Below are 11,778 nucleotides of genomic sequence, written 5' to 3'. Positions count from 1 at the left end.
CGCCATGCCTCGCTGACCAAGGCGGCGAGTGAGCTGAATGTCACGCATGGCGCCGTCAGCCACCAGATCAAGGCGCTGGAGCAATCGCTCGGCGTCAAGCTGTTCGAACGCATCGGCCAGCGGGTCAAGTTGACCCCGCATGGCGCCGAACTTTTGCCGGCGGTGTCGACGGCCTTCGACGGCATCGCCGCCGCAACGCAAAGGCTGACGCGGCCGGCAAGCAGCGGCGCGCTGTCGGTGTCCTGCGTGCCGGCGCTGCTGCTTTTGTGGATGACGCCGAGGCTCGGCAGCTTCACCGCGCAATATCCTGATATCCAGCTGACGCTCATCCCCTCCAACGACCCAAGGGATATCCGGGCGCCGCATATCGATGTCTGCGTGCACTATGGCGATGGCAGCTGGACCGATTGCTGGATGCGCAAATGGTCGGGCCTGGAGCTGTTCCCGGTGGTCAGCCCGACGCTGATCAACAACCGGCCGATCCGCAATGTTCGCGACCTCGCCGACCATGTCTTGCTGCATGGTGACGATGGCCGCGAGTGGCACACCTGGCTGGCCGCCGCCGACGCGCTGGACCTGGAGCGCGGTCGGCGCCATCATCTCGGCGATGCGCGCATGACGGCGGAGGCCGCGGTGCACGGCCATGGCGTGGCGCTGGGCGACTCGGTGACGGCAAGCGCGCTGCTGGCCAGGGGCATGCTGGTCGCTCCGTTCAGCCTGTCGGTGCCCGCGGTCGATGATTTCTATGTCGTTTGCCGCAACGAAATGCGGGCGACGCCGATCGTGCAGGTGTTCATGGACTGGCTGTTCGCCGAGAAGGCCGGGGATGACGGCCGCGCCGGCGCCCCCGTGGCGGGCCGCCTCGTCACCCGCCGTAAACGTCCAGCGCTCAAGGTGATGGGCGGCAAACCCTCGTAGCCGCACGCAGGGCTTTCTTTTTGTCGGGCCAACCTGAAAGCGGGCAGCGTTTTGGTCAATTCGATGCTATGAGGCCTGTCGCTATTGTGGTGGCAGGGCAGCGAAGGCGGTAACGAGACATGGCCAAGACCGATATTGCACGGCGCGTCTATAACCACACTTGGAAGCTCGACCCGATCGTGCGCAGCCTGCTCGACACCGACTTCTACAAGCTTTTGATGCTGCAGATGATCTGGGGAATGTATCCCAAGGTCGATGCCACTTTTTCGCTGATCAACCGCACCACCTCGGTGCGGCTCGCCGACGAGATCGACGAAGGCGAGTTGCGCGAACAACTCGACCATGCCCGCACGCTGCGCTTCTCCAAGAAGGAGATGATCTGGCTCGGCGGCAACAATTTCTACGGCCGCAAGCAGATTTTCGAACCGGAATTCCTCGCCTGGCTGGAAGGCTTCCGGCTGCCCGATTATGAGCTCTCCAGGCATGACGGCCAGTACGAGCTCTCCTTCTCCGGCCCGTGGATGTACACCACGCTGTGGGAGATCCCCGCGCTCGCCATCATCAACGAATTGCGTTCGCGGGCCGCATTGCGGTCGTTCGGGCCGTTCGCGCTCGACGTGCTCTATGCCCGCGCCAAGGCCAAGATGTGGGCCAAGACCGAACGGCTGAAGGCGCTGCCCGGCATCCGCATTTCCGATTTCGGCACCCGGCGGCGCCATTCCTTCCTGTGGCAGCGCTGGTGCGTCGAGGCGCTGAAGGAAGGCATTGGCGAAGCCTTCACCGGCACCTCCAATGTGCTTCTGGCCATGGACAACGACCTCGAAGCGCTCGGCACCAACGCGCATGAACTGCCGATGGTGTTTGCGGCACTCGCCAATTCGGAAAAAGAGCTGAAGCAGTCACCCTACAAGGTGCTGCAGGATTGGCAGCGTTACTATGGCGGCAATCTGCTGATCGTGCTGCCCGACGCCTTCGGCACCGCTTCCTTCCTGCGCGACGCGCCGGACTGGGTCGCCGACTGGACGGGCTTCCGTCCCGACAGCGCGCCGCCGATCGAGGGCGGCGAAAAAATCATCGACTGGTGGCGCGAGAAGGGCAAGGACCCCAGGCAGAAGCTGCTGATCTTCTCCGACGGGCTCGAGGTGGAGAGCATCGAGGAAACCTACCGCCACTTCAAAGGCAAGGTGCGCATGTCCTTCGGCTGGGGCACCAACCTGACCAATGATTTCGAAGGCTGTGCGCCGACGGAGACCAACAGCCTCGATGCCATATCGCTGGTCTGCAAGGTGACCGAGGCCAATGGCAGGCCGGCGGTGAAACTGTCCGACAACCCGGCCAAGGCGACCGGCGATCTCAAGGAGATCGAGCGGTATTTGCGGATTTTTGGCGCTAAGGATCGCGTGGAGCAACTGGTCAAGGTGTGAGGAGGTAGGCGGGATCTTGGAGAGGTCGAGTTCCGCCGTAGAGGGCTGTCGCTGGTCATTAGCGTTGCTGTCTGCCGCTTTGGGGCTCGTCTTACCCACTCCTGCCTTCGCCCACGCCTCCGACCGTGGCCACGTCCTCCTCCTTCCGACCGGCTACTACCTGATCGGCGGCGCGTTCGCGGTGGCCGTCAGCTTCCTTGTCCTTGCCCTGCTGCCGCCCGACACCCTCGACCGTTTCTGGCGTCGGCGCCTGCCGCTTTTCACATTCAGCGACGGCGCCCGGATCGTTATCAGCCTGATTTCCTTTGCCGGCTTGGCAATCCTCATCACCGCCGGCTTCATCGGGAGCCGCGATCCGCTTTCCAATCCGCTGCCTTTGGTGGTGTGGACGCTGCTATGGGCCGGGCTGACCCTGCTGCAAGGCGTGTTCGGCGATCTCTGGTCGTGGCTCAACCCGTGGTACGGCCCGTGGCGCCTGCTGTCCCGCCTGACGGGCAAAGGCGATGAGGTGGCCAGGCAACTTCCGCAATGGCTTGGCTGCTGGCCGGCCGTCATCCTGTTCCTGGCCTTTGCCTGGTTCGAACTCATCGATCCGGCGCCGGACGATCCGGCACGGCTTGCCTTTGCCGCCGGCCTCTATTGGCTGGTTACTTTTGTCGCCATGCTGGTGTTCGGCTACGACAAGTGGAGCCGCGGCGGCGAATTCCTCGGCATCTTCTTCTCGATGGTGTCGCGCTTCGCGCCGGTCGCGCGCGACGATGACGGCCGGCTCGCGCTGTGCTGGCCAGGTGCCAAGCTGCTCACGGCCGAACCCTTGCCGGCCAGCGGCATGGCGTTCCTGCTGCTCGCTCTGTCGTCGGTCTCGTTCGACGGCCTGTCGAAAACCTTCTTCTGGCTCGGCCTGTTCGGCATCAACCCGCTGGAATTTCCCGGCCGCACGGCGGTGATCGACAGCGGCACGCTGGGACTCGGTATGACATTCGCGCTGCTGACAGCGGTGTTCCTTCTCGCCGTCTTTCTCGGCCAGCGTCTTGCCCGCAGCGATCGGTCTCTCGCCCAGTCGGCGGGACTGCTGGTGTGGTCGATCGTGCCGATCGCGCTCGCCTATCATGTCGCGCACTATCTGACGGCGCTGCTGGTCGACGGCCAGTATGCTTTGGCCTCCCTGTCCGATCCATTCGCGCTGGGCTGGAACCTGTTCGGCACCGCCGACATGCAGGTCGAAGCCGGCATCGTTGCCGGCGCCGGCTCCGCATGGTGGCTGTGGAATGTCCAGGCCAGCGCCATCATCCTTGGCCATGTGCTGGCGGTTCTCGTCGCCCACGGCTTTGCCTGGCGCCTGCATCCCCAGCCCACTCGCGCCGCGCTCAGCCAGTTTCCGCTCACTGTTTTGATGATCGCCTACACCATTTTCGGTCTTTGGCTGCTTGCCACGCCGACGGTCGGATGAGACAAGCCATCCCGTGCGGGCTTGCCCCCACGGAAAGCTCGCTTGCCAGGCCAAGCCTTTGGTGATTTAGTTTGTACACATGCAATTTTGCATCCTCTTGCCGAGGATGTTCGAGCCGCCTTATCGTTGGTCAAAACGCAAAAACAGGGGAACGAACGTGACTGACAAGAACGGATTTTTCGACCTCTCCAAAACCACACTTACCCGCCGCAATGCGCTGAAGGGTCTCGCCGCCGGCGCCGGTCTCGCCATGGCGCCCGGCTTTGTCCGCTATTCCCAGGCGCAAAGCTCGGCGCCGATCAAGATCGGTTTCCAGTCGCACCGAACCGGCATCGGCGCCGCCTATGGCCGCTGGTATGAGAAGACCACCGCCGCCGCGATCAAGGCGATCAATGCCGCCGGCGGCATCAATGGCCGTCAGGTCGAGGTCATCATCGAGGATGACGGCACCGATCCTGGCCGCGGCGCCGAGGTGGTCGGCAAGTTCGCCACACAGCACAAGACCGACATCGTCTTCGGCACGCTGTTCTCGCATGTCGTCATCGGCTCGGCGCCCGCCGCCGGCGAAGCCAAGATGCCCTATTTCGTCGTCAGCGAAGGCCACCACGTCGCCTCGACCAAGCTCAACCGTTACGTCTTCCAGCCCGGCATCACCGATGTGAAGAGCCAGATCCAGTCGATGGCGCCGTGGATCGCCGCCAATGCCGGCAAGAAGGTGACGCAGATATTCCCCGATTTCGCCTTCGGCTACGACCATCGCGACTACCTGCCGCCGGCGCTGAAGGCGCAAGGCGCCGAGGTGATTGCCCAGATCGCCATTCCGCCGACGGAATCGTCCTTCACCAAATATTTCCCGCAGATCCCGGCCGAGACCGAGGTGATCTACCATGTCATGGTCGGACCGGCGGTGCTCACCTTCGTCAAGGAACTCGGCGAATTCTACGGCTCCAACCGGCCGCAATTGTTCGGTTTCATCGATTCGCTCGAAGCCACCGACATCAATAGCCCCGGCCTGGAATTCCTCGACGGCAGCCACTTTTGGGAGGGCTCGCCGCGCTATGCGCAACCGGATGATTCCGCCGCGCAGAAAGCCTATCGCGCCGCCGTCGGCATCGACGACAATGGCGCCGCTGTCGGCGATCCCAAGGATGTCTCCACCGCCGCGCACATGTTCGGCTGCTGGGAGACGCTCTACGTCGTCAAGAAGGCGATGGAAGACGCCGGCTACAAGGGACCGGAAGATCGCGCCAAGCTGGTCGAGGCGACCGAAGCGCTGAAGGAATTCGCCGAAGGGCCTGAGCATCCGCAAGGGCCGAAAACCTTCAACGGCAAGATTCATCAGTGCTTTGGCATCCAGAACATCTCCAAGGTCGAAGGCGGCAAGCTCAAGGTCGTGCACAAGACCAAGATCGAGGACGGGCTTTACGAGGCCGAAGGGGATTACACGACGCAGGCGCTGTAGGCGTTGCTTTTCCAGCAAGCGTGAGCGCCCAGGCCCCCCTCTCTGTCCTGCCGGACATCTCCCCCTCAAGGGGGGAGATTGGATTTTACGGCGGGTTTCGCCAATCGCAGACGATGGAAAAAAAGAGCCGTCGCAGGAGCTGCCAATCTCCCCCCTTGAGGGGGAGATGTCCGGCAGGGCAGAGGGGGGCGCTTCGCGCCGCCCTATCAAGCGTGTAATCAATGCACTTCGGACCTCATCTCCTCCTGGCAACCCTCGAAGGCCTCGTCACCTCGGCCGTGCTGGCGCTGACGGCGCTGGGCTTGTCGCTGGTGTTCGGCGTCATGCGTGTCGTCAACGTCGCCCACGGCGAGTTCTTCATGCTCGGCGCCGTGCTTGCCTGGGCGATCACATCAGCAATCGGCGGCCACCCCGCGCTCGGCTTCCTGGCGGCGCTGGTGATCGCGCCACTGATCGTCGGCGCCATCGCGGTGGTCGCCGAACGGCTGGTGCTGCGCCGGCTCAATTACAACCCTGAAGCCACCATCGTCGCCACCATCGGCATGCTCTACATCATCCAGCAGCTGGCGTTGACTTTCTATGGTCCCGAAGCGCGGCCGGTGGAGCCGCCCTTCAGCTATCGCATCCGTCTGCCGTGGTTCGGCTATTCCGGCTACAAGCTGTCGATCATCGCCGCATCCGCTGTCCTGTTGATCGCGACATGGCTGGTGCTGACGCGCACGAAGATCGGCCTCATCATGCGCGCCACGCAGTACGACAGCGAGACGGCGCAAGCCTTCGGCATCTCTGTCGGCCGCGTCTATGGCGGCGTCTTCGCGCTTGGCGCCATGCTGGCGGCGATCGCTGCGGTGCTGATCGTGCCGATCAGCCAGGCGCACTACCTGATGGGACAGGACCCGCTGCTCTTGTCCTTCATCGTCGTCATCATCGGGGGCCTCGGCTCGCTGCGCGGCACCGTCGTCGCCGCCGTGCTGATCGGGCTGTCCGACGGCATCATCTCGATGTTCTTCTCGCCGACCTTGGCCAAGATCATCGCCACGCTGCTGGTCGCCATGGTGCTGGTGTTCCGGCCGCAAGGCCTGTTCGGGACGGCATCGCGATGAGCGAAGCTTCGCCGGCAAAGGCCTACGCGCTGCATCTCGGCGTCATCGCGCTGCTCTTCGTGCTGAGCTTCCTTTTGCCGGAGTACTATCACGGCCTGCTCGCCCGCATCATGGTGCTGGCGGTCTTCGCCATGGGCTACAACATGCTGTTCGGCTATGTCGGCCTGCTCAGTTTGGGCCACGCCATGTTCTTCGGCGCCGGGCTCTATGGCGCTGGGCTCGGCATCATCCAACTCGGCTGGAGCGTGCCGGCGGCGTTCGCCGCTGGTCTCGGTTGTGGTGCCGTCCTCTCCGTGATCATCGGCCTTCTGGCCCTGCGCACCACGGGTGTCGCTTTCATGATCGTCACCATGATGTTCGCCCAGGTGTTTTATCTCGCCATCCTCTATCTCGCGGCTTGGACCGGGGGCGACCAGGGCATGGTGGTGCCGCAGCCGGCGCGGGTCCTCTCTTTCGGTGCAACCTCGCTCGACCTCACCAACCCGACCGTGCGCTATATCTGCGCGCTGTCGCTGTTCTCGCTCGTGCTGCTGATCACGCTCGCCATCGTCCGGTCCCGCTATGGCCGCGTGTTGGTCGCCATCCGCGAGAACGAAGAACGCACGAAGATGCTGGGCTACGACACCTTCTCCAACAAGCTCGCCGCCGTCGTCGTCTCCGGCACGATCTGCGCTGCCTCGGGTGCCGCCTACGCGCTGCTGTTCGGCTATGTCGGCTCGAGCTTCGCCTCGGTGCAATACTCGATCCTGCCGCTGCTGTGGGTGCTGCTCGGGGGTGCCGCCACGACGCTCGGACCGCTGATCGGCACGCTGTTCATGTACTATGTCATCGACGTCACCAGCGGCTACACATCGGCCTATCTGCTGATCGTCGGCATCGCGCTGATCCTGCTGGTGCTGTTCTTCCCCAAGGGCATTCTCGGCAGCATCCGCCAGCGCTGGCTCGGGTGGTTGCCATGACGCCGCTTTTGACCACCAAGGGCCTGTCGCGCAATTTCGGCGGCCTGCGCGCCGTCGACAGCGTCGACTTCACCTTGATGCCCGGAGAAATCCGCGCCGTCATCGGGCCCAACGGGGCAGGCAAGACCACTTTCGTCAGCCTGGTCAGCGGCCGCATCCGGCCATCTTCGGGAGCGATCCTCTTCGACGGCGCTGACATCACCGGCCTGCCGGCCTATGTCAGGGTCCGCCAGGGCATCGCCTACACCTTCCAGATCACCAGCGTTTTCGCCAACCTGCCTGTCTACGACAATGTCGCGCTGCCGGTGCAGCGCACGTTGAGCGACGGCCGCTCGAAGGGTGCGGTGCGCGCCGGCGTCATGTCGGCGCTCGAACGCACCGGGCTGGCCGACCGCGCCCATATGCCGGCCGGGCAGTTGTCCTACGGGCATCAGCGATTGCTCGAAGTGGCGATGGGCCTGGCGCTGAAACCGCGCCTGCTGATCCTCGACGAGCCGACGCAAGGCCTTGCCGATAGCGAGATCGACAATTTCGTCGAGCTGGTACGCGACATCGCCAAGAGCGCCACCGTGCTGCTGATCGAGCACAACATGCCTGTGGTCATGCATCTGGCTGACCGCATCACCGTCTTCAACGCCGGCAGGATCCTGGCCGAGGGCGCGCCCGAAGCGATCCGAAACGACGCGGCGGTGCAGGACGCCTATCTGGGGACCGCCCCATGACCGATGCATTGGTGATCTCGGGGCTGGACTGCTTCTATGGCGAGGTCCAGGTGCTCTACGGGCTCGATCTCGTGCTGAACAAGGGCGAGGTGCTGTGCCTGTTCGGCCGCAATGGCGCCGGCAAGACGACGACGCTGAAGGCGATCATGGGCCTGGTTCCCGCGAATGGCGGCTCGATCAGGCTCGCCGGCCGGGAGTTGACCGGCCTGCCGGCGCATGAAGTACCGAAGGCCGGCGTCGCCTATGTACCGCAGGGAAGGCGGCTGTTCGCCGAGATGACGGTGGCTGAAAACATCGAGATCGGGCTGATGGCGCGCGGCAAGGGCAAGGCGACGCGCGAGAACGTCCTCGACCTTTTCCCGCTGCTGCGCCAGCGGCTGCGGCAGCGCTCCGGCACCTTGTCCGGCGGCGAGCAGCAGATGCTGGCCATGGCGCGTGCGCTCTGTCTCGAGCCGCAGGTGCTTTTGCTCGATGAGCCGACCGAAGGGTTGATGCCGTCCATGATCGCCAAGATCCGCGAGACTGTATCGAAGCTGCGCGAGCTGGGCGTCTCCACCATCCTGGTCGAGCAGCGGGTCGACGCTGTGTTGTCGGTCGCCGACCGCGTCTCGTTCATCGAGAACGGCCGCAACCGCGAGACCGTCGATGTCGAGGCCCTGCGCGCCGACCCGTCGGCGGTCAGGCGCTATGTCGGCGTCGGCTGATCAGCCGAAAAACAGAAAGCCAGCGATCAAGAAGGTCGGGATCAACACCAGCCCGGACCACAGCATATAGCCGAAGAAACCTGGCATCTTGACGCCACGATGCCTGGCAATGGCATAGACCATGAAGTTGGGCGCGTTGCCGATATAGGTGTTGGCGCCCATGAACACAGCGCCCGCCGAGATCGCGGCAAGCGTCGAGGCGAACTCCGTCATCAGGTGTTGGGGGTCGCCGCCGGCCAGCTCGAAAAACACCAGATAGGTCGGCGCATTGTCGAGGAAGGACGACAGCGCCCCGGTCAGCCAGAAATAGGCGAGGTCGTTGGGTGTGCCTTGCGCCGAGGTGACGAGCGCGACCAGCGGCGCCAGCGCGCCGTCATGGCCGGCTCTCAAAATGGCAACGACCGGAACGATGCAGATAAAGATGCCGGCAAACAACTTGGCCACTTCCGCGATCGGTCCCCAGTTGAAGCCGTTTGCTTGGCGGTGGCTCTTGTAGGAGAGGGGAAGCGATAGCAGGGCCAGCGCGAGGATGATCGCGTCGCGTACCAGGTTCTGCAGTTCGAGACCGACGCCGAACACGGAAAAGCTCACGCCTGGCCTCCAGGCCGCCGACAGCAGGATGACGCCGATCACACCGGCCAGCAGCGGGAGGTTGGCCAGGCCGCGCAGGCGCACCTTCGTATCCGGTGTTGGATCCTTGATCTTCGGCGCGCCAGCCTCGCGCCGGTGCAGGATGAGGTCGATCGCCAGGAAGACGGCGAGCACGACCACAACGACGAACAGCGTCTCTCGCCAGAGATTGGCGGTCGTCCAGAAGAAATCGACGCCGCGCAGGAAACCGACGAACAGCGGCGGGTCGCCGAGCGGCGTCAGCGAGCCGCCAATGTTGGACACCAGGAAAATGAAGAAGATGACGACATGGGCATTGAAAGGCCTGTTGTCGTTGGCGCGCAGGATCGGCCGGATCAGGATCATCGAGGCGCCCGTCGTGCCGATCACCGAGGCAAGCAGCGCCCCGACGATCAGCAGTCCGGCATTGACCAGCGGTGTCCCGTGGATGTTGCCGGCAAGCAGGATGCCGCCCGAAATCGTGTAGAGCGCAAACAGCAGGACAATGAACGACATGTATTCGGTGAGCAGCGCGTGCAGCACCGCCTCGGTTGCCGCCGGGGTGCCGAAGGCGACCGCGAGCGGCACGATCACCAGCGCCGCCCACAAGGCAGCGATCTTGCCGTAGTGGTGTTCCCAGACATGGTGGAACAGCAGCGGACCGGTGGCGATCGACAGGAGCAGTCCGGCAAAAGGCAGCGCCCACCAGAGCGACATGGCGGCGCCCGGCAGGCCATGCTCTTCGGCGGCGAAGGCCGATACCGGAAACAGCAACGCGACGATGATCGCGCCGGCCGCCCCGCTCGCCATCGGCATGCATCCCCCTCTGCCCGCCACGGTGCGGTCAGTCCGACGTATGATCTTCGAGCGTCACGCCGGCGTCGCGCATTCTCGCCAGCATTGCCTCGAGCGATCCGTTGAGATCGATGCCACGGCAGGCATCGAGCCTGACCGTGGTTCTAAACCCCTGTTTGACCGCATCCAGCGCCGAGAAGGCGACGCAGAAATCGGTCGCCAGCCCGACCAGGGTCAGCGTGTCGATGCCGCGCTCCCGGAGATAGCCGGCGAGCCCGGTGGGCGTCGCGTGATCGTTCTCGAAGAAGGCGGAGTAACTGTCGATGGCAGGACGAAATCCCTTGCGGATGACGAGTTCGGCCTTGGTCCAGGCCAGCCCCGAGTGGAAATCCGAGCCGAGACTGCCCTGGATGCAATGGTCCGGCCACAAAGTCTGCGGGCCGTAGGGCATTTCGACCGCCGAAAAAGGCTGCGCGCCGGGATGGCTCGAGGCAAAGCTGGAATGGCCGGCGGGGTGCCAGTCCTGCGTCAGCACGACATGGTCGGTTCGCCGGATCATGTCGTTGACCAGCGGTACGATCTCGTCGCCGCCGGCTACGGCCAATGCGCCGCCCGGGCAAAAATCATTCTGCAGGTCGATGACAACGAGCGCTTCGTCGGCCATGGGGTTTCCTTCCTGTCAGGCTGCGGTCGGGCTCCGAATGAGGGGCCCGGCGAAAGAAGAAGCCGCTGGCGCGACCGGAGGGAGAAACTTGACCAGATGGCGGGCCGCGTCAACCTCCAGCGGAATAACAAATGCGTGGCGATGCCAGCCACATGGACACCGGCGTAAACTCTGGCTTTGACAAATTCCGCCGTCTTGATATCATTTGCATACGAATGAATTTGCCGGATCGAAAACCGGCAGGATATTCCCAGGCGAAACGTCTTGGGAGGGCCGATCTCGGGGAAGGCCCCCATCTTGTTGGGAAGGCCCATCTTACTGGGAAGGAAAGCGTGATCCGTTACGCGAAACCCACCACGGTCGACGAGGCGCTCGCGCTGCTTGGCGGGGGCACCTGGCGCATTCTTGCCGGCGGCACGGATTTCTATCCGGTACAGGGAAGCAAGCCGTTTCGCGACAATGTCCTCGATATCAACGGACTGACAACGCTGCGCGGCATCGTCGAAACCGCCAGCCATTGGATCGTCGGCGCGCGCACGACATGGACCGATGTCATCCGTCACCCCTTGCCGCCAGCCTTTGACGCCTTGAAACAGACGGCGCGGGAGGTCGGCTCGGCGCAGATCCAGAACGTCGCCTCGGTCGCCGGCAATCTCTGCAACGCTTCACCTGCCGCCGACGGCGTGCCGGGCCTGCTCGTGCTCGACGCCGAGGTAGAACTGCGCTCGGTGGCGGCGACACGCCATCTGCCCTTGTCGCAGTTCATCCTCGGCAACCGCCGTACCGCCTTGCAGCCTGGCGAGATGGTGACTGCCATCCGCGTGCCGAAACTCTCCGGCACATCGGCCTTCGTCAAGCTCGGCGCCCGGCGTTATCTCGTCATCTCCATCGCCATGGTGGCGGCGCGGCTGGTTGTCGAAAATGGCACTGTCGCGGATGCGGCGGTGGCCGTCGGCTCTTGTTCCGCC

At 64.0% G+C, this 11,778-nt stretch carries 11 protein-coding genes; 9 read left to right on the top strand and 2 right to left on the bottom strand.

Annotated elements, in window-relative coordinates; all coding sequences use genetic code 11:
• From EOA36_RS13785 to EOA36_RS13745, 8 genes are all read left to right on the top strand, one after another.
• The coding region (locus EOA36_RS13785; protein ID WP_127278106.1) for a LysR substrate-binding domain-containing protein at positions 1 to 918 on the top strand (918 nt) is incomplete at its 5' end.
• Between the two features lie 119 nt (positions 919 to 1,037).
• Positions 1,038 to 2,342 carry a nicotinate phosphoribosyltransferase gene (pncB, locus tag EOA36_RS13780; protein ID WP_127278105.1) on the top strand — a complete coding sequence of 435 codons (1,305 nt, stop codon included), beginning with the start codon at positions 1,038 to 1,040 and terminating at the stop codon, positions 2,340 to 2,342.
• Positions 2,343 to 2,406: 64 nt separating this feature from the next.
• A complete protein-coding gene (locus EOA36_RS13775; protein WP_189522208.1) occupies positions 2,407 to 3,792 on the top strand; it encodes a hypothetical protein in 1,386 nt (461 codons plus the stop codon).
• A 157-nt stretch (positions 3,793 to 3,949) separates the two neighbouring features.
• Positions 3,950 to 5,254 (top strand): ABC transporter substrate-binding protein, encoded by a 1,305-nt coding sequence (locus EOA36_RS13770; RefSeq protein ID WP_127278104.1) that lies wholly within the window; start codon positions 3,950 to 3,952, stop codon positions 5,252 to 5,254.
• A gap of 221 nt (positions 5,255 to 5,475) precedes the next feature.
• Positions 5,476 to 6,357: a branched-chain amino acid ABC transporter permease gene (locus EOA36_RS13760; RefSeq protein WP_127278103.1), complete on the top strand. Its 882-nt coding sequence runs from the start codon at positions 5,476 to 5,478 to the stop codon at positions 6,355 to 6,357.
• The gene (locus tag EOA36_RS13755; protein ID WP_127278102.1) at positions 6,354 to 7,316 is read left to right on the top strand and encodes a branched-chain amino acid ABC transporter permease; all 963 of its coding nucleotides are present in this window, start codon (positions 6,354 to 6,356) and stop codon (positions 7,314 to 7,316) included. The genes EOA36_RS13760 and EOA36_RS13755 overlap by 4 nt, the downstream gene beginning before the upstream one ends.
• Positions 7,313 to 8,038, top strand: a complete 726-nt coding sequence (locus EOA36_RS13750) for an ABC transporter ATP-binding protein (protein WP_127278101.1) — start codon at positions 7,313 to 7,315, stop codon at positions 8,036 to 8,038. Before EOA36_RS13755 ends, EOA36_RS13750 begins: the two co-directional genes overlap by 4 nt.
• Positions 8,035 to 8,742 (top strand): ABC transporter ATP-binding protein, encoded by a 708-nt coding sequence (locus EOA36_RS13745; protein ID WP_127278100.1) that lies wholly within the window; start codon positions 8,035 to 8,037, stop codon positions 8,740 to 8,742. Before EOA36_RS13750 ends, EOA36_RS13745 begins: the two co-directional genes overlap by 4 nt.
• Here EOA36_RS13745 and EOA36_RS13740 read toward each other — a convergent pair whose 3' ends face one another.
• Positions 8,743 to 10,167 carry a sodium:proton antiporter gene (locus EOA36_RS13740; protein WP_189553206.1) on the bottom strand — a complete coding sequence of 475 codons (1,425 nt, stop codon included), beginning with the start codon at positions 10,165 to 10,167 and terminating at the stop codon, positions 8,743 to 8,745.
• A 28-nt stretch (positions 10,168 to 10,195) separates the two neighbouring features.
• A complete protein-coding gene (gene pncA / locus EOA36_RS13735; RefSeq protein ID WP_127278098.1) occupies positions 10,196 to 10,810 on the bottom strand; it encodes a bifunctional nicotinamidase/pyrazinamidase in 615 nt (204 codons plus the stop codon).
• 332 nt (positions 10,811 to 11,142) lie between these two features.
• Here pncA and EOA36_RS13730 point away from each other — a divergent pair.
• On the top strand, positions 11,143 to 11,778 hold a 636-nt coding region (locus EOA36_RS13730; protein ID WP_127278097.1), incomplete at its 3' end, for an FAD binding domain-containing protein.

Source organism: Mesorhizobium sp. M8A.F.Ca.ET.021.01.1.1 (genome assembly GCF_003998025.1).
Lineage (GTDB): Bacteria > Pseudomonadota > Alphaproteobacteria > Rhizobiales > Rhizobiaceae > Mesorhizobium.
Note: the sequence above shows the minus strand (reverse complement) of the source record. Positions and strands in the feature narration are given on the sequence as shown.